At 62.7% G+C, this 22,412-nt stretch carries 28 protein-coding genes; 1 reads left to right on the top strand and 27 read right to left on the bottom strand.

The window, feature by feature from the left end:
* Position 1: 1 nt before the first annotated feature.
* The 3 genes from BW11_RS00950 to BW11_RS00945 form a co-directional block, all read right to left on the bottom strand.
* The gene (locus BW11_RS00950; RefSeq protein ID WP_140444347.1) at positions 2–3,466 is read right to left on the bottom strand and encodes a hypothetical protein; all 3,465 of its coding nucleotides are present in this window, start codon (positions 3,464–3,466) and stop codon (positions 2–4) included.
* 28 nt (positions 3,467–3,494) lie between these two features.
* On the bottom strand, positions 3,495–3,653 hold the full coding sequence (locus BW11_RS11480; protein ID WP_181162439.1) for a hypothetical protein: 159 nt from the start codon (positions 3,651–3,653) through the stop codon (positions 3,495–3,497).
* A 152-nt stretch (positions 3,654–3,805) separates the two neighbouring features.
* Entirely contained in the window at positions 3,806–4,228 is a 423-nt protein-coding gene (locus BW11_RS00945; protein WP_140444346.1) for a hypothetical protein, read from the bottom strand.
* A gap of 225 nt (positions 4,229–4,453) precedes the next feature.
* Here BW11_RS00945 and BW11_RS00940 point away from each other — a divergent pair, with 225 nt between their 5' ends.
* Positions 4,454–4,804, top strand: coding sequence for a hypothetical protein (locus BW11_RS00940; RefSeq protein WP_140444345.1), 351 nt, complete (start codon positions 4,454–4,456; stop codon positions 4,802–4,804).
* Here the strand turns inward: BW11_RS00940 and BW11_RS00935 are convergent.
* The 24 genes from BW11_RS00935 to BW11_RS00810 form a co-directional block, all read right to left on the bottom strand.
* Positions 4,770–5,024: a hypothetical protein gene (locus BW11_RS00935; RefSeq protein WP_140444344.1), complete on the bottom strand. Its 255-nt coding sequence runs from the start codon at positions 5,022–5,024 to the stop codon at positions 4,770–4,772. The two genes, BW11_RS00940 and BW11_RS00935, sit on opposite strands and share 35 nt — an antisense overlap.
* Positions 5,025–5,079: 55 nt before the next feature.
* The gene (locus tag BW11_RS00930; protein ID WP_140444343.1) at positions 5,080–6,279 is read right to left on the bottom strand and encodes a hypothetical protein; all 1,200 of its coding nucleotides are present in this window, start codon (positions 6,277–6,279) and stop codon (positions 5,080–5,082) included.
* A gap of 47 nt (positions 6,280–6,326) precedes the next feature.
* A complete protein-coding gene (locus BW11_RS11475) occupies positions 6,327–7,220 on the bottom strand; it encodes an Ig domain-containing protein (protein WP_181162438.1) in 894 nt (297 codons plus the stop codon).
* 77 nt (positions 7,221–7,297) lie between these two features.
* Positions 7,298–8,512, bottom strand: a complete 1,215-nt coding sequence (locus BW11_RS11470; RefSeq protein ID WP_181162437.1) for an Ig-like domain-containing protein — start codon at positions 8,510–8,512, stop codon at positions 7,298–7,300.
* Between the two features lie 67 nt (positions 8,513–8,579).
* Positions 8,580–8,999 (bottom strand): hypothetical protein, encoded by a 420-nt coding sequence (locus BW11_RS00915; RefSeq protein ID WP_140444342.1) that lies wholly within the window; start codon positions 8,997–8,999, stop codon positions 8,580–8,582.
* Positions 8,996–9,286, bottom strand: coding sequence for an HK97 gp10 family phage protein (locus BW11_RS00910; protein ID WP_140444341.1), 291 nt, complete (start codon positions 9,284–9,286; stop codon positions 8,996–8,998). The genes BW11_RS00915 and BW11_RS00910 overlap by 4 nt, the downstream gene beginning before the upstream one ends.
* A 6-nt stretch (positions 9,287–9,292) precedes the next feature.
* Complete coding sequence (locus tag BW11_RS00905; RefSeq protein WP_140444340.1) at positions 9,293–9,691, bottom strand: hypothetical protein; 399 nt, start codon at positions 9,689–9,691, stop codon at positions 9,293–9,295.
* Positions 9,688–10,209 (bottom strand): hypothetical protein, encoded by a 522-nt coding sequence (locus BW11_RS00900; RefSeq protein WP_140444339.1) that lies wholly within the window; start codon positions 10,207–10,209, stop codon positions 9,688–9,690. Before BW11_RS00900 ends, BW11_RS00905 begins: the two co-directional genes overlap by 4 nt.
* 19 nt (positions 10,210–10,228) lie before the next feature.
* Complete coding sequence (locus BW11_RS00895) at positions 10,229–10,669, bottom strand: hypothetical protein (protein ID WP_140444338.1); 441 nt, start codon at positions 10,667–10,669, stop codon at positions 10,229–10,231.
* A gap of 11 nt (positions 10,670–10,680) precedes the next feature.
* The gene (locus BW11_RS11715; RefSeq protein ID WP_258184420.1) at positions 10,681–12,699 is read right to left on the bottom strand and encodes a phage major capsid protein; all 2,019 of its coding nucleotides are present in this window, start codon (positions 12,697–12,699) and stop codon (positions 10,681–10,683) included.
* A complete protein-coding gene (locus BW11_RS00880) occupies positions 12,686–14,101 on the bottom strand; it encodes a phage portal protein (RefSeq protein WP_140444337.1) in 1,416 nt (471 codons plus the stop codon). The genes BW11_RS11715 and BW11_RS00880 overlap by 14 nt, the downstream gene beginning before the upstream one ends.
* Before the next feature lie 16 nt (positions 14,102–14,117).
* The gene (locus tag BW11_RS00875) at positions 14,118–15,710 is read right to left on the bottom strand and encodes a terminase (RefSeq protein WP_140444371.1); all 1,593 of its coding nucleotides are present in this window, start codon (positions 15,708–15,710) and stop codon (positions 14,118–14,120) included.
* A 14-nt stretch (positions 15,711–15,724) separates the two neighbouring features.
* Entirely contained in the window at positions 15,725–16,324 is a 600-nt protein-coding gene (locus tag BW11_RS00870; RefSeq protein WP_140444336.1) for a hypothetical protein, read from the bottom strand.
* Between the two features lie 10 nt (positions 16,325–16,334).
* Positions 16,335–17,537, bottom strand: coding sequence for a DNA modification methylase (locus tag BW11_RS00865; protein WP_181162436.1), 1,203 nt, complete (start codon positions 17,535–17,537; stop codon positions 16,335–16,337).
* Positions 17,538–18,149: 612 nt separating this feature from the next.
* Positions 18,150–18,644, bottom strand: a complete 495-nt coding sequence (locus BW11_RS00855) for a hypothetical protein (protein WP_140444333.1) — start codon at positions 18,642–18,644, stop codon at positions 18,150–18,152.
* A 10-nt stretch (positions 18,645–18,654) separates the two neighbouring features.
* A complete protein-coding gene (locus BW11_RS11710) occupies positions 18,655–19,416 on the bottom strand; it encodes a hypothetical protein (protein WP_258184416.1) in 762 nt (253 codons plus the stop codon).
* Positions 19,417–19,517: 101 nt separating this feature from the next.
* A complete protein-coding gene (locus tag BW11_RS00845; protein WP_140444332.1) occupies positions 19,518–19,709 on the bottom strand; it encodes a hypothetical protein in 192 nt (63 codons plus the stop codon).
* A complete protein-coding gene (locus BW11_RS00840; protein WP_140444331.1) occupies positions 19,706–19,957 on the bottom strand; it encodes a hypothetical protein in 252 nt (83 codons plus the stop codon). Before BW11_RS00840 ends, BW11_RS00845 begins: the two co-directional genes overlap by 4 nt.
* Positions 19,954–20,226: a hypothetical protein gene (locus tag BW11_RS00835; RefSeq protein WP_140444330.1), complete on the bottom strand. Its 273-nt coding sequence runs from the start codon at positions 20,224–20,226 to the stop codon at positions 19,954–19,956. The genes BW11_RS00840 and BW11_RS00835 overlap by 4 nt, the downstream gene beginning before the upstream one ends.
* Complete coding sequence (locus tag BW11_RS00830) at positions 20,223–20,444, bottom strand: hypothetical protein (protein WP_140444329.1); 222 nt, start codon at positions 20,442–20,444, stop codon at positions 20,223–20,225. Before BW11_RS00830 ends, BW11_RS00835 begins: the two co-directional genes overlap by 4 nt.
* An 11-nt stretch (positions 20,445–20,455) precedes the next feature.
* Positions 20,456–20,656: a hypothetical protein gene (locus BW11_RS00825; protein ID WP_140444328.1), complete on the bottom strand. Its 201-nt coding sequence runs from the start codon at positions 20,654–20,656 to the stop codon at positions 20,456–20,458.
* A complete protein-coding gene (locus BW11_RS00820; protein WP_140444327.1) occupies positions 20,653–20,967 on the bottom strand; it encodes a hypothetical protein in 315 nt (104 codons plus the stop codon). The genes BW11_RS00825 and BW11_RS00820 overlap by 4 nt, the downstream gene beginning before the upstream one ends.
* Positions 20,967–21,272 (bottom strand): hypothetical protein, encoded by a 306-nt coding sequence (locus BW11_RS00815; RefSeq protein ID WP_140444326.1) that lies wholly within the window; start codon positions 21,270–21,272, stop codon positions 20,967–20,969. The genes BW11_RS00820 and BW11_RS00815 overlap by 1 nt, the downstream gene beginning before the upstream one ends.
* A 106-nt stretch (positions 21,273–21,378) precedes the next feature.
* A complete protein-coding gene (locus tag BW11_RS00810) occupies positions 21,379–22,353 on the bottom strand; it encodes a hypothetical protein (RefSeq protein ID WP_140444325.1) in 975 nt (324 codons plus the stop codon).
* Positions 22,354–22,412: the final 59 nt, after the last annotated feature.

The raw sequence follows: 22,412 nt of genomic DNA, 5'->3' as shown, positions 1-22,412 counted from the left end.
GTCACCTCACTCCCTTCTCACGGCGCTTCGCGAGCTCGCTATCAACGTATGGTGCGGTCGCCATGGCCAATTGTCGAGGCGTACGGTAGACCTGCAATTGCGGGAGCCCCGCCAACGCGCGGGTCATGCCCTCGTAGATCGCATCCTCCGACACCCCGCCACTCGGCTGGACCGTCGTGCCCGCGGCCGGCATGGACCGGGTAACCGTGTCCACGACCGTGCCGATGCGAGCCTTCGCTCCACGGAGACTGCCGTTGATATCACCCATCACGCTTCGGATGGTGCCGACCGCGACCGGTGCCGCGTCCGTCATGCCCTCGGCCAGACCCTCGACCAATGCGCGACCCGAATACGGGGTCCAGCCACGGCCGCTGAACGGGCCCTCCTTCGCGGGGGAGTGGGGCAGGAATCCGGCGATGGCGTTCATTACGCCCTTGATCGCGCTCTTGGCCGCGCCGATCATGGATTTGATACCGCGGATGAGGCCGTTGATGATGGCCTTGCCCGCGTCGACGAGCAGGTTGCCGGCGCCGGCGAACAAGCCCTTGATCGCGCCCATGAACGTGCTGAGCACGCTCTTGACGAGATTTGCGCCGTTCGTTGCGATGCTTTTGAACGAGTTCCAAGCGCCGCGCCAGTTGCCGTTGATCAGGTTGACGACTACGCCGATCACGCCGGACACGATGCCCGTGACACTGCGGATGATGCCCATCGCGCCGGACACGGCACCCTGCACGACCGGCAGGATCGCCTGAATCACCGGAATCAGCACCGACCGGATCGCGCTCATGATGCCGTTGACCACGCCGGTCACGATGCCGAGCACGCTCTGCACAAGCGGCATGAGCGCCTGAATCAGCTGCATGGCCGACTGAATCACCGTCGAGATGACCGGGAGCAGCGCCTGAATGATCGGCATCAACGCGTTGATGACCTGCGTGGCCGTGTTGAACACGTTCTGGATCACCGGAATCAACGAGGATACCAGCATGTCGACGATGGGCTGAATCGCCGGAATGATTGCCGCCAACACCTGAATGATAATTGGCAGCACCGCGGACGCCAACGACGTCAACGCCGACAGGAACGCGGTGATCGACGGTTGTATCGCCTGAAACGCCGACAGCAGGGTCGACATGATACCCGACGCCATCTCCGTGAACGCCGCACTCAACTGAGGTGTCGTCGCGATCAACGCGCCCAACGCGGTCACGATCAACCCGATCGGACCGCCAAGCACCGACAGGGGAGCGGTCAATCCGCCGAGCGCGCCACCCAGCAGTGGAATCTGCGACAGCAGCGGACTGATGCCGCTCGCGCCCAACGCGACGAACGCGGCCGCAAGCGGTGCAATCGCACCCTGAATCGGCGCGAAGATGTTGCCGAGGTTGGAGAACACGCCGCCGATGGCGTTCACCGCGTCCTGGAATGGCTGCGGGAGCGTGTTGACCAAATCACCGAACAGTGCGGGGATGGCGCCGACGACGCCCTTCGCGATCACGCCGATGCGTGGAACGATGTTCTTTAACGCGGTTCCGATGCTTTCGGCGAGCTGCTGCGACAGGGCGCCCATGTCCGCGTTCTCGTTACCGAGGCCGGCGAGCCAATTGCCCCACGCGGCCTTCATCGCGTTCACGCTGCCCTCGATCGTGGACGCCGCCTCACGCGCCGTAGTACCACTGATACCGAGATGCTGCTGGACTCGGCTGATGGCCTCGACCACATCCGCGAACGAGTCGATGGAGAGGTCGTTGCCCTCCTTCATCACACCGGGGAGCTTGCTCGCGTCCGACATGAGACGCTGCATCTCCGACTTCGTACCGCCATACCCGAGTTTCAAGTTGTCCAACATGGCGTAGTTTCCGCGGGCCATTGACTGGTATGTTTGCTGGATGAGCTCCATGTCGGTGCCCATCTTGTTGGCGTTGTCGGACATGTCGATGATGGCGCGGTTGCCCATGTCGGCGGCCTTGGACGTGTCGCCGCCGAGAGAGCTGACCAGCGAGGCCGCGAATGACGTGACCTGACTCATGTAGTCATTCGCGCTCACGCCCGCCGTCTGGTACGCTTCGGCGGCATACGACTGGACCTTGCCCGACGCGTCCTTGAACAGGGTGTCGACGCCGCCGACCGCCTGCTCCCATGACGCGTACGCGTCCAACGCCTGCTTGCCGGCGGAGAGTACGCTGGCGCCGATCGCGGTGACGCCCGCGCCGATCGCCGCTACCGCTCCGGTCGCGAGCCCCTGAAGCGCGCCGAGCGCTTCCTTGCCGAGCGACTGGAAACTAGACGCGGCTCCACGCGCCATGCTGCCGAACGCGCTGCCGATGGACGATACCGCGGACTGCGCGCCCGCGGGGAGTTTCGCCCACACGCCGGACGCGGCCGTGGCTATGCCCGACGTGTACCGGCCGACCGTGCTGCTGATGCCGGCCATTGCCGAACTGATCGGCGGCCCGATCCTCGCGCCGATCGCCATGAACGGTTTGGAGATCACGCCGACCGCGCTATTGACGGGTCCAGCCAATCGTATGCCGATCGTCTGGAATGGTTTGGCGAGGGCCGACGCCGCCGTGGATGCGATCGTGCTGACCCTCTGTCCCAGTGGGGCGAGCTTGCCGGCCACTGTACTGGTGACCGATGCGAATCCGTTCGCGAGTTTCGATCCGAGTCCGGCCGCTGTTGACTGGACGGTTTTGATCGCGCCGGACAGGCCGTTGCTGATCTTGGCACCCAACTGGGTGGCGAAACCGCCGACGCTCGTCAACGCGGAAGAGAAGAAGGATGTGATTTTAGCACCCAACGGTTTCCAGATCGCGTCTATGCCTAGGAGGCTGCGGGCGAGCGAGCCGAGGGCGCCGGATAGGCCGGTGAAGCTCGACTGGCCGCGTTCGACGCTCTGGAATCCGGCCTTGAACGAGGAGGCCATGGTTCGTAGCGAGCTGGTGCTTTTCGCGTTCGCCGTGGATAATTCGGCCTCGGCGGCTTTGAGGACACGTAGCGCCTCGGCTTTCTTCTCGGCCGCGGCCTCGGATTTCTCCAACGCCTGCGCCTGCCGCAATTGTGCCTTCTCGAGGTTGATCGCGGCGGTCTGCGCCTGCGTGGATTCGGGCCCGTATTTCGCGATGGCCGCGTTGAGCTTGTCCTGCGCGGCCTGCACGTTGACCGTGCTCTGACGATAGTTGAGGAGCGCCGCGGACGCCTTAGATGTCGCCTGTGCCACGTCCTGACGGAACGGTTTGAGCATGTCCGCGCCCATGCCTCCGCCGGCCGAATTGAAGCCCTTTTTGAACGAGTCGCCGAAACTTTTGCCGAGTTTCGACGCTCCGCTTCCGAACGCGCTGCCGAAGCGAGTGGCGCCGGACTTTCCGGCGCCCTTCATCTCCTTGTTGACCGCGCTCCGGAAGCCCTTCATGGTCGGGAATATGGAGATGTGACCGGTGCCGACCTCTGCTCCTCCAGCCATCACGGCTCCTCTCTCTATCCTGGTTATTTCAATCGAACATGCGGCTCATGGTCTGCCGTGCCGCCTGCAGTTCACTCGCGCTGATCTCCGGCTCCGCTGTCGGTCCGGGTTTGTCTCCGCCGGCCAGATCGCCGAGGAGACGGTTGCCGCCGAACGCCATCAGGGCGACGATGTCGACGCCGCCCATGGGGAAGCTCAGTCCGAGGTTCGCGGCGCCCGTGTAGGTGCGCGGGTCAGTGGAGAACGATTCGTGGAGGGCGATCGCGTCGATGTAGCGGAGGCGTCGGCCTAGGTCGCGTTCGAGGCTCCATCCGGCGCGTGCGAAGTCGGCGCGGACCGCTACTCCAGTGCTGCCGTGGAGGGTGAGGCAGAATTCGCGGATTTTCCCAGATCGGCGACCCCCTGAGTCTTCGCGATCGTCTCACCATAGTCCTGCAGCAGGTTGTACGCGACCTGCAGCGGCTCGTCCTCGAGACGGGCGGCCTGTTCGGGGCCGGCGAAAGTGCTGAGAATGCTCTTGATCTTCGCGAACGACTCCTCGTCAGATTCCGCGGACGAGAGTCCCTCGAACTGGGAGATGGAGAGGTAAAGTGGGAGTTTGTAGATGTTGCCACCGGGCACGAGAGCCCAATACGAGTTGTCCTTGATGATGTGACGCACCTGCGTGGCCTGCGCGACCTCGGTCAATGCGGCCTGTTCGTCCTCGTCGGTCCACGAGTCAAAATCCGCGGGGGTCGGCGTCCAAGCGTGATCGGCAATCATGATCGGTTCCTTTCTACGTTTCCCCCTTCTGTTGTGTTTGTGTGTTTCCTGTGAGAGGTAGAAAGGGTAGACCCTCTCACAGGAGGAACCCTTTAAGGGGAAATCCCCGTGAGGTAAGGTTCCTGAAGACCCCACGGGGACGAATAATGTGACACCGGTTGCCGTGGATAAGGTAACCGGCGGAGAATGAGAACGTCCTAAACGAACAGGAAAGAGGCTAAGGATATGACCACTCAAACCGAAACGGAAGAAACCGACAACACCGACGATACGGGCGATCACAAGTCTAATTGCGATGGCATTGTTTGTGCGATTATTTATGCAGCGTACTTTCTGTTTATTGCTGCTGCTTGTACCACATTATTTAGCGATCCCATTTCCCGTTCCGGAGTAAGCCGTGAGGCAATTGTCGATACCGTCAAAACTGCCGTCAATAATCTGACGTTAGCTGGATTGGCGCTATCGGCTGCCGGTGGACTCGTCGCCCAAGGGCTTCAGCTTGTCTGGGATGAGGAGACCAAGAAGCATTGGAGACTTACCCTCATTGCGCTGCAGTGGCCGGCAGCGTCCATATGACGCCGCAGTTCTGCCCGGTCGCGTCCACCGCGATCCCGTTGCCGGCGGAGAGGGCTGCGGGGCCGAACGCCGTGGGTTCGCCGATATCGACCGGCGAGGCGAGGTCGGTCACGTCCCGGTAATGGACCGGCGAGGGCATGGCCACCCCTTGTTCGATCTGGTTCATGGCCTGTGATGACAGTATGTCGCCGTCACGCCATTCATGAGGAGAATAGACCATATGTTCCTTCCTGTGAGAGGGCCCGCAAGCCACTCACAGGAAGGGGTTGCTGGGGTTAGTTGGTTTTCTTGTCCCACGCGGCGAGCGTGTCGGGGTATTCCACGGCGGCGATCTGGCGCATGGTGACCACGTCGATCCGGTCCTCGTCCACGAGCTGTTTGACGTGGTCGAGGACCCGCTCCCACACGGATTGTTTGATGACGAGCGCGCCACGACCGGACAGGTCGGCGACCTGGTCGTCCGGCATGACCTGATGCTGGCAGACGGTGACGGTCAGGTTGTGTTCGACGGCGAAATCGATCGCGTCGAGCATGCTCTGGATGCGCGCCTCCGCCGGGCTGGTGCCGTTGAGGTCCACGCTCATGGTGGCGATCTCCCGGTACTGCGGGTCGAAGCAGGTCGTGTACGCGTTGACCCCGTACATCCAGCCGGCGCGGATGAGCGGCCAGCCGGTCTTGGTGAGGGCCTCGTCGTACGCCTTGCCGGTCTTGTTCTGCGTGCTGGCCACAAAGCTGGGACGCGGGAACGGTGACTGGAGGCGTGCCGAGGCGAGCTGGTTGGAGATCTGGGTCCAGTCGCCCGTAGTGTAGTCGGGCAGATCACCGGTCATGCCATGGGGCCTCGAGTACACGCCCATGTCGAGCATGCCCGCGTCCACGAGCGGCCGGAGCGTGTCGTCCGGGTACGTGGTGGGCGTGGCGTCGTGGGTGATGTTGTACGCGGCGACGAGACCGCGCTTGACGTACAGGGGCAGGATGTGCGCGGCGAAATCATCCGGCGTGGCGTCGTGGGTGAACACGAGGCGGGCCTTGTGGCCCTTGAGCGGGTCGAGGACGATGCTGTCCACCCAGATCGTGCCGGCCGGCTGGATGCGCAGGACCGTGTTCGCGGTCAGCGCCTCGTCCACGTGGTAGAGGGCGAGGTTCCAGCCCGCGTGCTCGCCGAAGCCCGTGTCCTCGCCGGCGATGGAGGTGAGCTTGCCGCCGTTCAACGCGACCACGTTGATCCTCGCGTCGGGCAGGCTTTCGGGCGCGACCCAGTACCAGACGCCGATCGTCGTGCCGGCCGTGGCCGTGAAACCGTCGAACGCGTGATCGAGGTTCATGCCGCCCTCGGGCGTGACGAGCTTCAACGCCTGCTTCGCGTACTTGACGTGCGTCGCGTCCAGCGTCGCGCCCGCGGGCGCGGGAGTGGGCAGGACCGGCAGGACCGGGTCCGTGACCACGACCGCCACGGAGGCCGCGACCGCGGGCATGCCCTTCGCCGCGACCGTGATCGAGGCGTTACCCGGTTTAAGCGCGGTTAGGCTAAATCCCCCCCCTCAACGTTTTCGACCGACACGATGTCGGGATGGTCAGAGGTGACGGTCACGTCCTGCGGCGCACCCTCCGGCAGCACCTTCGGGGTGATCGTCTGCTTCTGGCCGGCAGTGAGGGTGAGCGGTCCGGCCGGCGTCACCTCGATCGACGTCGGCACGATGGCGGACGCGGCCGTGACGGTGAACTCGAACGAATCATCCTCGTAGCCGTCCACGTGCGCGGTGATGGTCGCCTTGCCCTCCTTGAGGAGAGTGAGGATCTTGTGCATGGGTGCTGCACCGACCTTGGTGAACGCGGCCACATCCGGGGCGCTTGACGTCCACGTGACCGTGAGATCGGTCGCATTGTCGGACGCGGTGACCGCGAGCGTCACATCCGTACCCGCCACGCCCGTCGCCGTGGTCTTGTCGATGACGAGGCGCTTCGCGTCCGTGGTGAGGGGCGCGGGCAGGGTCGCGGTGCCCACGGCACGCGCGTACGCGCCCTGCGTAGTCACATGCGCGACCGTGATGATCTGCCCCTCCGCGCCCGACACCTGATTGTTCTCCGGCCAGTCCAGCCAGCCGTCCGCCTTGACGAGCGCCTGATCGTACGCGATGGTCGGCGCGGTGTTCGCGTCGGTGATCCTGTAACGGCGCAGCTCGCCGTCCGCGAGATCGGGAGCGACCGTGATCGTCTGACCGTTCTCGATGGCGGTCGCGGTAACGGTCAGCACGCCAAGCGACGGGGTGGGAGTACCACCGCCGTGCTGGTCGATGTAGTCCTTGAGCGGGGTGCCGTCCGCGAACATGATGTTCTCCGCGAGAACGATCGGGAACTTTCCGACCGGACCCAATATGCCACCCAGTACGACGCCGGGCCTGTACTTGTCTGCCATGGAAGCCTCTCCTAGTCTCATCTGGCCGAGCCGGGCCTCGCCCAGCACGGCCGAACCATCATCATTACGGGTATTCATCAGCCGACCGTGATCGTCACGTTCACGGTCGCCATGTTGTCCGACGTGTACACGTCGGTGGGAACACCATCCACATCAACCGTCGCGGTCTTGGTGAACGGGAACGTGAAACCGGAGCTGGTGAACTTCGGCTTCGCGAACGCGGTCGGAAGCGCGAACACCAAATACTGGCCGTCACCATTGTTCGCACTGGCGTTGGGCGTGTAATCGTAATCGGCCTTCACGGTTTCGGCGGTGACCTCCTTCGCGGTCAGGCCCTTGAGGAAGTCGGCGGTGAACGTGGCCGCAAGATTATTGTCGGCCGCACCATAGTAGGCGTGCTGAGCCGGAGCCGGAGCAGTCACCGTCAACTGAGCGGTCGCGGTCTTCCCGCCATCATGCGACGTCACGGTAATCGTGGACTTACCAGCCTTCACACCATGCGCGGTCACCTTATTGCCCGCAGACGCGACCGTCGCATTCGCCTCGGCCGAGGACACGACCGTATACGCCTGATCAGACGCATCAGCCGGCGTGAAACCAACCGTAAACGTCACGTCCTTGCCTTCCTCAACCGATGCGGTCGCAGGAGACACGGAAATAGACTCAACCGGCTTCACAGTCGGAGACGGTGTATCACCGCCACCGGTTTCCGGCGTGTAGTAGGACTGGAGGTAACGGCTGTTACCGTCATCAACCGTCGCATCCTTCTGCCACGTGGCGGTCAGCGCGAGGCCGGAGACCTCGCCTCGGGTATCCTGCGCCGGCTCGTTGCCGGTGATCTGCACGACACCCAGACGACGACGATGCGGACCAGCCTTGTACACCGTCTCCTGATATGCGAACCATTTAGTGTCCTGCACCGTGTCGCTCACGTGGTAGACGCCATCAGCGTCGGGCTTGCCGATCGTCATCTCACGCGTCAGCGCATTATCCTCCGCGACCGTGAACTGGAGCGTCAACGACGGGTCCGCGTTCAACTGGTAGCCCGGCTGATGGAACTCGATCGCATCGTCCGCGTCACGCGCATCCTGCGGTGCCCCATCGGACGTGATCAGACCAACAAACGAGCCGTCCGCGAAAATATCACCCAGCGTGGTGATCGGATCCTTGACACCGGACGCGATCATAGCGGCCACAAGCCGCTTGGTCGGATCATACGGCGCCAGTTTGATCATGGACGTGACGACGTACTTGACGGATTGCAGGTCGTTGCCCTGGGAATCGGCGGTCATCATTTCCTCCTTCAAAAACAGAGACCCGACCGTTGTGTTCGGTCGGGCCTGAAAAAATTTCGATTGGCTAGTATTCGCCGATCACCGTGTACGCGATGATCAGGTAGTAGTGGGCGTACTGCTCGTCCTCCGTGACCGGGTATGGTCCGTTGCAGGAGGAGCCGTCCACGTTGATGATGGGGGAGCCGGGCACCGTGGCGATATCAGGGTCGGCGAGCAGACCGAACACGCGTCGCGCCAAATCCTTGCACGGCTTGTCGTTCGATCGCGACCAGCCGTACACGTTGACGCCGATGCTGCGGTCGAACGCGGCGAAATCGTCCCGATATCCGCCGTCGTCACGGATGGTGACGAGAGGCACGGTATCGGGGAGGATCACCGGGTCGGGGCGTTTGTTCCCGACCTGCACGCCGGGCACGTCCGTGAGTTTCGACCGCAGGTACTGGCAGAGCCAGAGTTCGAGATCGGGTGGGAGGACGACGCTCATACGCGCGCCGCCCTCAACGCCCGACGCAGGTTCCCGGTCTGCGATTCGACCAGCATGGTCTTCGGATCATGGCCGACGACCATATAGGTCGTTCGATGCGCGTGCTCCACGGCCTTGACCTCGAGCCCGTCACGGTATGCACCGGTGTCGACGGGCGCGTTCGCCTTGGCGACGCCGAGCGCCTTCTCCGCGGCACCGCGCGTCATGGCGCGAACGCCCGCCGAGTGGAGAATCTCGTCGAAAAACGCGTCGTTGAAATCAATATAGGTCTGGCCTGCGTAGGCCATACGCTCTCACCCCCTGTATTCGGTTAATGCGACCTCGAGTGTGGGTTGCCAGCCGGTGAAACCGTTGACATCCCGCGCGGGGAAACCGCTCACCTCCCATAGGCGGCCGTCGTCGGGAACCGCGCGAATCCGGTCGAGGATCCGCACGTCCGCAGTCGGGTCGTCGATGGTGAGATACGCGGTTGACGTGGTCTGCACGTCGAGCACGTTCGGCGTGCGGGTCGATGTGCTCGACGAGAGCGCGCCATGGATTGTGAGCGTGTCCGGGTTGGTCCAGTCCAACGCGTCCTGCGACGGATTGTACGGGTCCGGTACGCGCCTGGCACGCAATCGGACGAACTCGGTTCCGCCGGGCAGGTGGAATCCGTTGTCTTTGGTCGTGTTGAGATCGTCCAGTAGGCTCATGGCATCGTCCCGAGCTTGTAGTGGCGGAGTTTGGCGAGCTCGCTGTCCATGAGCGTCACGTTGTATTTCACGCTCGATCCGTTGACCGACTGGGATTGCACGACGCCGGCCGAGGCCATGCTCGCACGCTTCGCGGCGTTGATGAGCACGCCCTGCACGTCCTGGCAGTCGTCGTATCCCGCGTGGATCACGTACCGGATTGCGGCGATGCCGACCGGGAACGGCCGGCCCGTGGTCTCCACGAGACCGGTCTCGGGGTCATAAGCGTAGGAGAGCGGGTTGCCGGCCTTGTCGGTGAGCGAGTCGATGGCCGTGATATGCCGGGCGGGCAACCGGATGATGCGCCCGCCACGCGAGTTGACCGCGCCGGACAGGATGACGTTCGGCATGACATGCCAGCCACATTCACGGCGGATCGCCGCCTGCGCGGCCCGCAACCAGAACGCTCCGTCCGCGTCGAACACAGCCGGGTCGGGGATGATATCGGGGATCGTCGTATCGATCGTCGGCTCATCCATCACGGCCTCCCTCACTAACTCACTTGGCGGCCATCGAGCCCGCCGCGACGAGCGCGTTGCGGAACGCGATGTACTCGGCCTTGGTTACGGTGTCGCCCGCGGGGTCCGCGACGAACGCGGCCTGCTTGACGAGGCCCGCCGCTGCGGTCGTGGCCGCTCCGGGCGCCGCCGGCACGACCGGAAGGTCGACGAAATCAAAGCCGGTGCCATCGGACTTGACCCTCGGCACCTTGCCGTGGCCGGTGTTGCCGTCGTAGGATGCGAGCTTTGCCGGGGTGACCGCGCCCGCGGCGATCTTCGCCGCGGTGACGCTGCCGTCCGACGGTGCCGCCGGCGTCGAGCCGCCGCCGAGTTCGACGGGATTGCCGTCGGCGTCGACGATCGTCACCGGCGTCGGATACTGCGACACATCCCCGGCGGCATCACCGCCGGTCTGGAGGATCTTGGTGACGTCACTCATCAGCGGTCACCTCACTTAGTGGCCTTGCCGAGCGTGATCTTGACGAACGCCTTCGGGTACTTGACCTGCAGGCCGATACGCTCGCGGATGCGGAAGCTGATCAGGTCGTGGGCGAAATCGGTGTCATGCGAGTTCGTGGACTCGGCGCGCAAACCGCCCTTGCGCATGACGGCGCCGCCGAGACGGAACGCGCCGACGACCGCGGTGCCGGCCGCGACCGCCTCCGTGACCACGGTACGCAGACCCCACAGCGGCGGATCCTGCATCACGCCGCCGTTACCGTACTGTCCCTGGAAGTAGCCGCCGCCGTAGTACTGTCCATTCGCGTCCTTGGACAGGCGGATGGTTTCGTAGTCGGCGGGGTTGATGACGAGCGCGTCGGCGCGGAAGCCAGTCGCCAGTGCAATCTTGGTGCGTGCCTTGAAAATACGGTCCGGGTCGCTGTCGGTGGCCTGCGCCATGGTCTGGACGCCGTCGCGGTTGAGCAGGCCCTTGATGTTCTGGCCGGTGCCGTCGCCGAACAGCAACTGGGTCTCCTCGAGGAGCTGCAGGTTGTATCGTGCGTGGTTGTTGATCTCGGACACGACGTAGCCGAGGTCTTCGGCCATGTTGTCGCTGATCTTCCAGAGGGCGGCGATCTCCTTGAGGCTGTCGGACGTCCACGTGGGTTCCGGCAGGTGCACCTGCGGCTTCTCGCCGCCTTCGGCGACCATGCCCGGCGCGCCCTCGAGGGCGCTGTAGATCGGGTATTCGACGGTGTTGTTGCTGCCGGTGAGGGTGATGCTGCCGAAAAGATCGGCGACGACGAGCGGACGCTCGTACGGCCACACGCCGTTCATATCGATCTGCGTGACGACCGGCTGGTATCCGGTGTCGGTGGTACGTCCCGAGCCGGCGACATGAGTATCGGTGTTGGCCTTGTATTCGGAGGTCACGAAACCGCCGCTCTTGGTCTGTTCGACGGTCAGGCCGGCCTTCTTGAGCTCGTAGGCGTACAGGTCGCCGAGGGAGCGGATTTCAGCGGACTTGGCGTTCACCACGTCCTCCTTTCGCACGTTGAGGTCGTTCACGCCCTTGAACAGGTCGACGCGCTCCTGCAGCGTCTTGGCCTCCTCATAGTGATGCTTGAGGGCGGCGAACTCGTCGCCCGTGAGGTTGTCCATGCCCTTGTCGATGAGTGCCTGTGCCGCCTTCTTCTCGGCGGCGAGCTGATCCATGATGTTCACGGGATCCTCCTTGTTGTTGTTTGCCAGCGAGAGGAAGTCGCTGATTTCCTTGATTTCCCTGACCTGATTGTGGTCAAAGTCCTTTTTCGCGGCGGTCTCGCCGTCCTCGGCATCGTTCGCGGTATCACCGTCCGTGGTGTCGTCGGACGTGGTGTCGTCCGGCTCTTCGTCCGGCTTGTCCGTGTCGTCGGGCTTGTCGTCGGCGGACGGGGGTGCGGAATCCTCGAGGAGCGCGGTCAACGCGTCCACGACGCCCTGTATCTTCGACCGGTTCGCGTCGCTGATCGCGCGACCCGATTTGACCTCGAGTACCTCCGCGCCCTGATTCGCTGCGATCTGCACGAGCGAGATTTCAAACAGTTTGATCTGTCGAATCTCCCTATGCCCGTCTAACGGGGTCTTGGCGTCCTCCGCCTCGACCCACGCGGTCTTCTCCGGGACGAATCCGATGCTCATCTGATGGATGAGACCACGCTGCAGTAGATCGTAGGCGCGTTTTCCCTCCGGAATATCCGTGTCGAGCTTCGCCGTGATCAGGAGGCCATGATCATCCTCGACGGCGCTCAACGTCTCGCCAATAATGTCGTTCGGGCTTCCATCCCTGTGCTCCCAGTGGATCGGGATGCCCGCGCCGCCGTCCGGGTAATCGGCGGATAGGGTCTGCGCGAACGCGCCCTTGACGATCACGTCATCATACAAATCCTTGTCCCATGTGGACGCGTAGCCGCGGAACACGCCCGTGCCGCCGCCGCTATCCTCCGGCGCCTCCCTGACGTCGAAGCTCCTGAATTCAAGTTTCGTCATCGGTTTCTCCTCTCGTCATCGCGTCCCACCTTCGCCGGAAGTTGGCATCATACTGGTAGAGACGCTGGAATTCGTCGAACACCGCGACCGCGGCGCTCTTGCCGTTCGGGCTGGCCGCCTGCTGCGCGTTCTGCGTGCGCCCGCCATCCTGCGGACTGGGCTGGCCGCCCTGGGATACGTTGAGCGGGGTGATGAGATCGTCGCCGCCCTCGACCTTCGGCATATCGAGGATTTCGCGCGCCTGATTCGTGCTCATGAAAGGCCGGCCGGTCGCCGTGGACAACGCCTGATACTGGGTCTCGAGCGTGCCGCGCAGCTTCGCGTCCAAGTTGGCCTTGATGTAGCAGTCGGGTTCGCCGACCGCCGCGGGGAGCGTGAGGTTCAACGCCTCCTCGAACGCCACGAGATACGGCAGCAGCTCGACGTTCCACAACTTTTCCTTGTACGCTGCGATGTTGGAGTTGGTGCCGGTGCGGAAGCCCACATTCTCCGGCGAAATCTGGAACGCGAGTGCGACCTGCTCATTGATCCGCTCACGCGCCTCCAAATCGGCCATATCGACCGGCTTGAACAGGTTGTCGATGGTCCGAATTTCCATGCCATCCTTGAGAGTGGGAATGGAGCCGGCCATGCCGCCGTTGGCCGTGTAATTGCGCAACCCCTGCACGAACTCGTCGTAATCATCCTGGTTGGCCCACGGCATTTCCTTCGGCCTGAACACGTACGCGGGAATCTGATAGCCGTGTTCGGCGATCGAACGCCGGTATTCGGCCATGGCCCGCGCCTCGGAGAGCAGCGGGCGGAGCACGCGGGTGATTGGATCGCCGAAATGCAAACCGTCCACGTAGCCGACGTCCAAGAGGATGCGCGGCGACGGCAACTGGTACACGCCGCCGGGGTTCCCGTCGACGGAATCGATCGTCACGCCCGTGATCTCCCCGAAACCGTTCGCGGATAGCGAGTAGCCCTCGACGGGGATACGCCGCAGCGTATACTCGCCGTCACGTTCCAATCCCAATGTGGCCAGCCATTTGTCCTCGAGGAGCATGTCGCGGATCAGGGAGGCATAGAAACGGTATCGGCTCATGCCCGGCAGGCGCGACGGGTGGCGGACGAGCCGGACGAGGGGCGTGTCATGCACCTCCTCCGCGTCACCGTCCGCGTTACGCCGGTAGACCTTGAGCGGCAGGGACGCGAGCTGACGGGTGATGTAGTCCACGACCACTCTCACCGCGTATTCGCGGCAGTAGAGGCCGTTGGCCGCATGCTCCCACTCACGTTCCGTGGGCCAGTCGATGACCGACGGCGTGGCCGCGTCCATGATGGTCGGCAGGTTCGCCGGATCCGCGGATTTCAACGCCACGGCCGCGGGACCACGCAGCAATCTGTCCAACAATCCCATATGGTCCCTCCTACGATTAGAATCTGACTCTCACGCCGATGCTCGGCTGGTATTTCGGCGGCTCCGGTTCCCCGCTCATCGTCTCCAACGCGTACAACGCCTCGGATTCCGCGATCAGCCCGCTGATATGCATCGCGCTCTGCGTCCGGTCCCACACCTCGACCTCGCCGAGACGGCGGGTGACCGCCACTGCTACCTGCTGCTCGACCGCGGGCTGGGGGAGATGCCGCAGCTTGCCCTCGCGCACCCGGTCACGGAACCGTCCCGTGCACGCGCCGACCCTGAACCCCTCGATCATGTGGACCGTCCAACCAGCCTCCGTGAGCGGATCGCAGAAATCAACCGCCGGACAACCCTTCGACTGGATCGCGATCTCATGAATGTTCGGCCACGCGTCGCGCAGGAGCCGCAGATAGTGGGGCACCCAGAGCATGCCGTCACGCCGCGCGATCAGCTCGACATGCGGCAGCCCATCCGACCGGTAGCCGGCCGCGGCGATGTACGTGGTCTCACGATCCGCGCTCGTATCCACCGACAACACCACGCGCCCATCCACGGGGATGAACGAATGCTCGTCGATGCCACGACGCCACATGCGCGGGTCGATGTACGGGGTGATATCCGCCGTAACCCACTGGCACAGCACCTCCGTGCGGAACGCGGCCTCCGTGAGACCGTTGATGTCCGCGCAGATCGACCGGTAGGTCATCGGCCCATACCCCATGCTGGGATTCGCCTGGCGGATCGCATCCCGGTCGTCCAACGCGCAACCGTCGGGAGCGCTCCACTCGAAATATCCATAGGAGTCGTCGTGGGTCTCACGCCAGTCGTCCACGCCGGCGGAGCCCGCGACCACCTGCTCGTTCCATGATTCGGCCAACGCGCGGCCCTCGTCCACGAGTTTGCGGAGGATCACGCTACGGTAGTCGCCCGCGTTGCTGATACCCCACAATTGGGATGACCAGATCGCCTTCGTGGTCTGGCTGACCGCGTTCCAACCCTCATCCGTATGCTGTTCGCGCAGCTCGTCGAACACGACCCTGCTCGCGCTCTTCGAGCGGATGTTCTTGTCGGCGCGCACGATGTACTGCGCCTTGTTGCGGCAGACGATCGCCTCCTCGCCGTGGCTGTTGTTCACACGCTGCACGCGACGCTGGAGCGCCGACACGGTAAGCGCCGCCTCCTCATCCGACTGCGGATTCGGATTACACCAGTTAAGCACGGCCTGATAGGGGGCGCGGGCGTTGTCCAAAGTCTGCGCGGCGCCGACCACCAGAAACTTCCATGCGGGAGACAATTCCGGGTGCCGACCCGAGTCGACGAACAGCCACCACGCGCATAGAACGCCCATGACGGTGGTCTTGCCGTTCTGACGCGCCACCAATGAGATGACGCGACGGAAACGGTACGAGCCATCCGGGTTGAGTTCAAGCGCGTGGATCAGCAGCCATTTCTGCCACGGGTAGAGATCGACCTTCAAAAACCGCTGCGCGAACTCGATCACCTGGAAGCCGTTCGTGGTCTCCGGCGTCAGTTCGCGCAACGGCGGGGTGTATACGCGGGGGCGGGTGATGCCATGGTCGTCGTCGATGATCTCGCCGTAGTCCATGGCCGCCTCCCCTGTCACGAGTTGTTGATCTTCTCGAGGTACTCCTCGAACTCATCCGCGACCGGCTTCACGTCCTTCGCCGCCTGTCTCACGATGCCGCGTGCCGCCGGCGTCGCGCCGAGCTCGCGCAGCACGTTCATCAGGTGCGGCACGAGATAGAGGGCCTTGGTGACCTCCTGACCGGTGCCATGCATCAGCGCATAATCGATCTGGCGCGCGATCGCACGACCCGCCGCGGTCACCGCCGCATCCGCGTCCGTCGTATCCAACGCGCGCAGCGTATCCTCATACGCCGCCGTGATCGCTGCCCCATCGCCCGGCTTATCCATCAACCGGATACGTCGCTCCGACAGCGTGTTGCATGTGTCGATCGCCTTCAGATCACCCTGAATCGCCTGCGGGTACGCGGCACGATACAGGCTGTCGATACGCTCCAGTTCGAGAGCGCGTTCGGTCGGCTGGTCCTTGCCGCGCCTGGCATCCTCCAGCGCGCGACGGATCGCGGCCAACGCCGATGAGACGGTCTTGTATCCCAGCTTGTCGCGAATCTGCTCGAGGTCCGTGGCGGCAACGAACAGACGCAACGCGCGCTTATCCTTCTCGCTCGCCGTCACGGCAATCACCTCATTCCGTCAGTAGATCGGCCTTGCGACCGGTGTAATCCTCCCAGCGTTTGAGGATCACATCACAATAATGGGGGTCCAGTTCCATGGTCAGGCATTTCCGCCCGGTCTGCTCGCAGGCCATGAGCGTCGAACCGCTGCCTCCGAAACCATCAAGAACAGTCTCGCCTACACGGCTGCTGTTCCTGATCTGGTAGGCCATGAGCGGCACCGGCTTCATGGTCGGATGCTCAGCATTCCTGGCCGGCTTCTCGAACTCGAGCAGCGTGGTCTGCTTGCGGTCGGAAAACCAGCGGTGGGAGGCACCGTCCTTCCAGCCATACAGGCAGGGTTCATGCTTCCACTGGTAATCCTGACGGCCGAGAGAGAAATTGCTCTTCGCCCATACGAGAATCTGCCGGATATGCAGGTCGGAGGCTTTCGCTCCGGCGAGGAAGTTCCCTGCATGCGTCGCCGCATACCAGATATAGAATGACCCTCCGGGCTTGAGCACGTCGACTGCAGTGGAGAACGCCCTATGAAGAAAGTCCACGAACTTGGAGTCGTCCGACCATGAATCATTCTCTATGGTGAGATGATCCTTGGTCTTGCCGACGATCGCTACGTTATAGGGCGGGTCCGTAAGCCACAGATCAACGTCCCCCCCCTCCCCTGTGAGTTTCCGCATATCCACGGCGCTAGTGCTGTCGCCGCACATGAGACGATGGTCTCCAAGCACCCAGATCTCGCCACGCTTCACGCGCTGCGGCGCGTTCTCGGGCACCTCCACGTCCTCGACCTCACCGTCGTCGCGCTCCGGTTCGAGAGCGGCGATCAGATCGTCCACATCATCCTTCTCCCAGCCGATGCCGTCAAGACTATCGACGTCCTGCAGCAGGTCCGCGAGCGTCCGATCATCATAACCACCGAGATCAGCGAGACGATTATCCGCCAAAACGATCTGCGCCGCCTGATCATCATCCACATCCACCGTCGTCGCCTGAATCGACTCCCAGCCGAGCTTCCTCGCGGCCAGATACGTGTGATTGCCCGCCAGAATCTCCATCTGATACGACGCATGCGAACCGATATTAACCACGATCGGCCTATACTGGCCCCTCACCCTCAACGATTCCGCAATCGCATCCACATCACCACGACGCGGATTCCGATGATACGTCCGAAGAGCATCAAGAGGAAACGACTCAACCCTAAGATCAGGCATAAACGGCTCCATTCCAACGCTAACGCGCGATAGGGTGGTAAAAAACGGGGGGAGAGGCCGACCGGCCATGCGGATAGTGGGCCGTTTGGGGGTGGTTTTGGGATTCTACCGCCCCTCCCCATTTTGTTTGGTGTGGTGTGGCTTGGTGTGGGGTTAGGTGTGTATCCATTGGCGGCTGAGTTGGCCGATGGGGGTGTTGGGGTCTTTGTTTCCGCGGAGGTTGTTGCATTGGGCGTGGCTTGGTCTGAAGCCGGCGGGATCCTCTTGGAGGTCGGGGCGTTTGCTGACGGGGTAGTAGTGGTCGAGGTTGAAGCTGTCGTCAGTGGTGTTGGGGTCGACGTTGTAGTCGATTGGCATGCCGCAGAGCCAGCAGGGTGCGTTGTTGTGTTTGCATTGCTGGAAGAATTGTTTTCGGGCTTTGTTGAATGCTCTTGTGTTTGTTCGGGTGCGGGGTTGAGTGGGCATGCTTTGTTGTCATCCCCCTCGTTGTTGTGGTGTATGCATGTATATGCGCGTATATGCGCGTATATGAGTTGAGGCCATCCGGTTCGTTCCGTGATGGCCTCAATATAGTGATCTCGGTACGAGAGTATACCACGGTGTGGCAACAGCCTACTGCCGGGCTGATGTCGTGTGTCCGTCGATGTAGCCCAACTCACGCGCCTTCGACACCCAACGGCCGGCCGTGGACCTGCTGACGCCGAGCATGCTGCACATCATTTCGCGGGCGTCGCCGTCGCCGTATCGAGCGGCCACATAGATTCGAGCCGTGTACAACAGGTCAATCGTGGTGGCACCGCGTTTATGTGATCTTGGTATGTTGACGGGGTAATATGGGATTAAACCTTTTTGGCGGTCTAGGATGTATATGTTTTTGCTGATTGCCTTCTTTTTTATCGTGGCGTAGAGGATTCTGTTTTCGGCGGGTAGTGGGTTGCCGTCTCTTGTTGCGACGGTAAGCGATGTAATATGGAATTCATTGTCCGTCGTTGAATGGACTATTCTGACGGAATAGATTATGTTCGGTTCTTCATGGATTGTAATGTTGTCTTCATTGAATTCCTGTGGTACAAACAGGTCTGCTCCGATGTTGATTAGTTCGGGCATTGTAGTCCCCTTATTTTCTGCTTGCCATGGCGAGCGGGAGTATCTCACGGATGCTGAATTCGTAGTATCCGTCGGATCCTTCGACTGGTTTTGTGCTGGGTAGTTTGCCTCGTCGGATCCACATGAGGATTGTTTTGCGGCTGATTTGGTAGCCGTATTCGTCGTGGAGCCATTGGGCGCATCCTGCGGGGGTGAGCGTCTTGTGGTATTTGTCGATGTTGTTTCGGGCTTGTTCGCGGATGTCGTCGGTGCGGACGAGGTTGCCGCATTCGCAGATGCGGAATAGTTCGTTTTTGGCGGCGGTGATTTCGCGTCCGCATTCGGGGCAGTGGCCGATGATGCGGCGGGTGCGGGGGCGTCGGTCGACGGGTACGTTTTCGATGCGGATGATGGCTTTGGTGATGCTGCGGAGTGATTGGCCGGCGTGGGGCGCCTGGCATAGTTGGTTGAGGTGGGTTTGCATGCGGGTGATGAGTCGTTGCCATTTGTCGGTCCATGGGGCGCCGGTGTCGAACCATGCGTCTTGGAGCATGCTTTCCACCTCGTCAAGCATGTCCTCGAGGTGCGGGTTGACCGGGAGCGGGGCGTCACCGCCGTGGGCGTGTCCGCTGTTGGTGGGGTCGGTGAGCTTGTATTCGTGGCGGGCGAGTCGTTGGAGGAGCTGCATGTCGACGCGGAGCCGGTGGAGTTGGGTCGCGTAGTCGCGTCGGCAGGCGGCGCATAGGGTCCATGGTGTTTCGACCGGGTTCTGGCAGTTCTGGCATTCGGGCATGGCTTCTCCTCGGGTATGATTGGTGGTGCAGGTGGCGCATTATCTTTTCGTCATCTTTTTTGGTTCTCCCGTTCTGGTTGGCGTCAGGGGAGGATCATTTTTCACTCGAATAGTGGCGGTTCGATGAATTCGGGGTCGGTGGTGCGTACGCTCGGGTGTCGTGTCATGCTCTCTTTGAGGATCGCGTGGACCTCGGGTAGTGGGATGCCTAGGAGTCGTGCGGTTTCCTCGGGTGAGGCGACGCCGCGCGCGTTCCAGCGGATGACCATGTCCTTTTTGGCTTTGCTCGTCATGGTTTCACCTCCTCGAGCACGTTGATCAAGCGGAAGCCGGGGTAGAGGACGTTGTGGCCGGCCGGGTGGCGTTCGAGGACCTCGGTCAGGTAGTCCCAGTCGAAGCAGGTGGGCCCGTGCATGCCGTCGGGCTCGTATGACAGGTATCCGTAGAGGGTCTGTCCCTCCTGCGTGACCGCGATGAACCGGTGCCGGTTGAGTTCGCTCAGTGGCGTGCGTTTCCAGTCGATCGAGACGCTGACGTTCATGATTCCGCTCCCATCCAGTCGCTGCCGTCGGCGTGAATCCAATCGCACGACATGGCCTCCGGGGTTCGGACGAGTCCCCGGGTGATGACGATGCAGGTGACGCGGCGTCCGTCACTGGTCTGGTAGACGCGGGTCTCGGTGCTCGTGTCGGGCGATTGGGCGGTGCCGTCGCCAGTGTTGCCGCATCCTGCGAGAAGGCCGGCGAGGATGATCAGCAGGCATCCCGCGAGCACGCGGAGCTTGCGGTGGACTATCGTATTGATGCTCATTCGTCCTCCCCGTAGAGGTACTCATAGGTGACGTTGGTGACGATATCGATGAGGTCGGTGCGGAGTCGGTGTCGCATGCTGGTGTGGCCGCGCTCGTAGGTCTGGATGTCGACGGCGCGCCCCTGATCGTCAAGGGTGACGACGGAGAGCGGCACGGTCTCGGTGTTGCGAGTGAGCTCGTCCTCGCAACGGTAGGTGATGCAGATGGTTTCCCTCATTGGTGATCCTCTCACTCGTTGATGTACAGGGTGCCGCTGTTGGCGGGTTCGCTCGTTTCCTGGAAGCGCAGGGTGAACGTGTCGTCGTCCTCCCGTTCGACGCCGGAGACGAGCCGCGCGTTGTATCGCGCGGTGACCTCGCCATCCCTGCGTTGCACGATCCGGTACACGCTCGTGAACCGGAGCTTGTCGATGGGGACGAACTTTCTCATTCAATTTCCTTCGTGTGGTTGTGCAGATCTATGACGGCCTGCATCACGGTTCGCGCCCACTGCGTGTACTGGTAGCGCTGATGCGGGGTCGCCTCCATCCAGCTCAGACCGGCGTCGTCGAGCAGCAGGGCCTCGGCGCCGGCTTGTAGCTCCTCGTCGGTGGGTGCGCTTTCGGTGATCGCGGTCTCGAGCATGCGTGTCTGGTCGAGGCACCATTGGGCGCCCATGAGGAACGCCATGGTCTCCTCGATCGAGTGATCGTATCCGTGGGATGCCGCCGCGTTCTGCGCGGCGATTTCGAAGTCGCTCATCATTGGTTGTTCTCCGCGTTCCGGTAGGTGTCGGTGGTCCTGTAGTCGGCGAGCACGCTGTCGAGCATGGGCTCGTCCTCGGGCAGGTAGACGGTGATCTGGCTGCTTTTGCGCCCGAATCGCATTGTGTAGGGCTGGCGTTTGTGGTCGGCCGTGTACCGGTCGTGGGCCATCCGTCCGAACGTCGTCGTTTCCGAGTAGGCGAGCGGCCGTTCGAGTCTGTTCGCTAGCCATTCGCGGACGGGGAACGCCTCGTGGCGACGGTCGGCTGGCACGGTGGGCCCTTTGCCTCGCTGCACGCTCATCGTCCGTCACCCCGCGTTCCGTAGTAGGCCGTCAGCGCGATTCCTGTGATGATTCCGGCGGCCCCGGTGGTGATGAGGATGAGCGCGCCCAGTACGCGTATTTCGTTCATGTCGTTGGTTCCTCTCGTTTGCTGGTGATTTCGCCGATGATGGTTTCCGCGGCCTGGTCGGCTGGCGTGCCGTCGCGGATGAGTCGGATGAGGCGGCGTTGCGCGTGCCATCCGTCCGACCAGTCGGGGAGCTTCTCGAGCAGGTGCCGGCCGATCCACGCGTCGCTGGGGAGTTCCGGGCGTGCGGGGGCTGGCAGGTGGTCGCGCCACTGGCCGTTGGTGAGCCAGTTCGCGGGTTGCGGGATGAACCGGGTGGGCTTGTTCTCGTCCCGGCAGGCTTTCGCGTACGCCCTGGCGGCGGCCTCGAGCTGGCTGGGCATGGCCCCGTCGACGAGCGCCTTCGCGTAGGCGTCCAGAGTGCGAGCCCGGTTGCCGTGCTTCGGGTACGCGGCCTCGAAGCGCTTGAAGCCCTCGTCGTCGGTTTCGCCGTCCGCCGTCGCCCCCTCCGCGGAGGGGGTAGGGGGAGGAAGTATTTGGTTTTGGTTTTGGTTTTGGTTTTGGTTTAAACCAAGGAACTTCGTCCGAACTTCGTCCGAACGTTCGGTGGCTGTTCGGTCGGTGTTCGCGCGAACTTCGTCCGAACGTGTTTCGTCCTGTTCTGTCGTAGGCTCGTTCTGTTCGGGCGAACGCTTGCTCGCGCGTTTGCGGCTCATGCGCTCCTTCGCGGCCTCCCGCTCCGATTCCACGCTCTCCCTGCTGTTCTGGTGCTGGAGGTAGTCGTGGATCGCGTACATGCCGTCGTCGGTCCTGTCGACCAGTCCGGCGGCCACGAGCGTGAGCACGTCCTCGTCGTCGGCGCCAATGCGGCGCCACGCGCGCATGCTCATGATCCCGTCGTTCAGCTGGTCGGAGCAGTAGCTGATGGCGAGCGTCCACATGGCGAACGCGCGCGGGCTGCGTTCGATGAGGTCGTTGACCTTGTCGTTGAGCCACAGGCCGTTCGACAGTTTCGCGTATCCCTGTCGCGCCATGGTGTCACTTCCTTCCGCCGAGCCATCCGATGAGCACGGTGAGCGCAAGCAGCAGGATG

Origin of the sequence: Bifidobacterium sp. UTCIF-38 (genome assembly GCF_006454495.1) — a bacterium.
In the GTDB taxonomy this organism is placed as follows: Bacteria; Actinomycetota; Actinomycetes; order Actinomycetales; family Bifidobacteriaceae; genus Bifidobacterium; species Bifidobacterium callitrichos.
Note: the sequence above shows the minus strand (reverse complement) of the source record. Positions and strands in the feature narration are given on the sequence as shown.

What these genes read in the sequence shown, in the direction of transcription:
- BW11_RS00950 (WP_140444347.1), bottom strand. Translation starts at nt 3,466, where the DNA reads ATGGCTGGAGGAGCAGAGGTCGGCACCGGTCACATCTCCATATTCCCG.
- BW11_RS11480 (WP_181162439.1), bottom strand. Translation starts at nt 3,653, where the DNA reads ATGGGCGGCGTCGACATCGTCGCCCTGATGGCGTTCGGCGGCAACCGT.
- BW11_RS00945 (WP_140444346.1), bottom strand. Translation starts at nt 4,228, where the DNA reads ATGATTGCCGATCACGCTTGGACGCCGACCCCCGCGGATTTTGACTCG.
- BW11_RS00940 (WP_140444345.1), top strand. Translation starts at nt 4,454, where the DNA reads ATGACCACTCAAACCGAAACGGAAGAAACCGACAACACCGACGATACG.
- BW11_RS00935 (WP_140444344.1), bottom strand. Translation starts at nt 5,024, where the DNA reads ATGGTCTATTCTCCTCATGAATGGCGTGACGGCGACATACTGTCATCA.
- BW11_RS00930 (WP_140444343.1), bottom strand. Translation starts at nt 6,279, where the DNA reads ATGCCCGCGGTCGCGGCCTCCGTGGCGGTCGTGGTCACGGACCCGGTC.
- BW11_RS11475 (WP_181162438.1), bottom strand. Translation starts at nt 7,220, where the DNA reads ATGGCAGACAAGTACAGGCCCGGCGTCGTACTGGGTGGCATATTGGGT.
- BW11_RS11470 (WP_181162437.1), bottom strand. Translation starts at nt 8,512, where the DNA reads ATGACCGCCGATTCCCAGGGCAACGACCTGCAATCCGTCAAGTACGTC.
- BW11_RS00915 (WP_140444342.1), bottom strand. Translation starts at nt 8,999, where the DNA reads ATGAGCGTCGTCCTCCCACCCGATCTCGAACTCTGGCTCTGCCAGTAC.
- BW11_RS00910 (WP_140444341.1), bottom strand. Translation starts at nt 9,286, where the DNA reads ATGGCCTACGCAGGCCAGACCTATATTGATTTCAACGACGCGTTTTTC.
- BW11_RS00905 (WP_140444340.1), bottom strand. Translation starts at nt 9,691, where the DNA reads ATGAGCCTACTGGACGATCTCAACACGACCAAAGACAACGGATTCCAC.
- BW11_RS00900 (WP_140444339.1), bottom strand. Translation starts at nt 10,209, where the DNA reads ATGGATGAGCCGACGATCGATACGACGATCCCCGATATCATCCCCGAC.
- BW11_RS00895 (WP_140444338.1), bottom strand. Translation starts at nt 10,669, where the DNA reads ATGAGTGACGTCACCAAGATCCTCCAGACCGGCGGTGATGCCGCCGGG.
- BW11_RS11715 (WP_258184420.1), bottom strand. Translation starts at nt 12,699, where the DNA reads ATGACGAAACTTGAATTCAGGAGCTTCGACGTCAGGGAGGCGCCGGAG.
- BW11_RS00880 (WP_140444337.1), bottom strand. Translation starts at nt 14,101, where the DNA reads ATGGGATTGTTGGACAGATTGCTGCGTGGTCCCGCGGCCGTGGCGTTG.
- BW11_RS00875 (WP_140444371.1), bottom strand. Translation starts at nt 15,710, where the DNA reads ATGGACTACGGCGAGATCATCGACGACGACCATGGCATCACCCGCCCC.
- BW11_RS00865 (WP_181162436.1), bottom strand. Translation starts at nt 17,537, where the DNA reads ATGCCTGATCTTAGGGTTGAGTCGTTTCCTCTTGATGCTCTTCGGACG.
- BW11_RS00855 (WP_140444333.1), bottom strand. Translation starts at nt 18,644, where the DNA reads ATGCCCGAACTAATCAACATCGGAGCAGACCTGTTTGTACCACAGGAA.
- BW11_RS11710 (WP_258184416.1), bottom strand. Translation starts at nt 19,416, where the DNA reads ATGCCCGAATGCCAGAACTGCCAGAACCCGGTCGAAACACCATGGACC.
- BW11_RS00845 (WP_140444332.1), bottom strand. Translation starts at nt 19,709, where the DNA reads ATGACGAGCAAAGCCAAAAAGGACATGGTCATCCGCTGGAACGCGCGC.
- BW11_RS00840 (WP_140444331.1), bottom strand. Translation starts at nt 19,957, where the DNA reads ATGAACGTCAGCGTCTCGATCGACTGGAAACGCACGCCACTGAGCGAA.
- BW11_RS00835 (WP_140444330.1), bottom strand. Translation starts at nt 20,226, where the DNA reads ATGAGCATCAATACGATAGTCCACCGCAAGCTCCGCGTGCTCGCGGGA.
- BW11_RS00830 (WP_140444329.1), bottom strand. Translation starts at nt 20,444, where the DNA reads ATGAGGGAAACCATCTGCATCACCTACCGTTGCGAGGACGAGCTCACT.
- BW11_RS00825 (WP_140444328.1), bottom strand. Translation starts at nt 20,656, where the DNA reads ATGAGAAAGTTCGTCCCCATCGACAAGCTCCGGTTCACGAGCGTGTAC.
- BW11_RS00820 (WP_140444327.1), bottom strand. Translation starts at nt 20,967, where the DNA reads ATGAGCGACTTCGAAATCGCCGCGCAGAACGCGGCGGCATCCCACGGA.
- BW11_RS00815 (WP_140444326.1), bottom strand. Translation starts at nt 21,272, where the DNA reads ATGAGCGTGCAGCGAGGCAAAGGGCCCACCGTGCCAGCCGACCGTCGC.
- BW11_RS00810 (WP_140444325.1), bottom strand. Translation starts at nt 22,353, where the DNA reads ATGGCGCGACAGGGATACGCGAAACTGTCGAACGGCCTGTGGCTCAAC.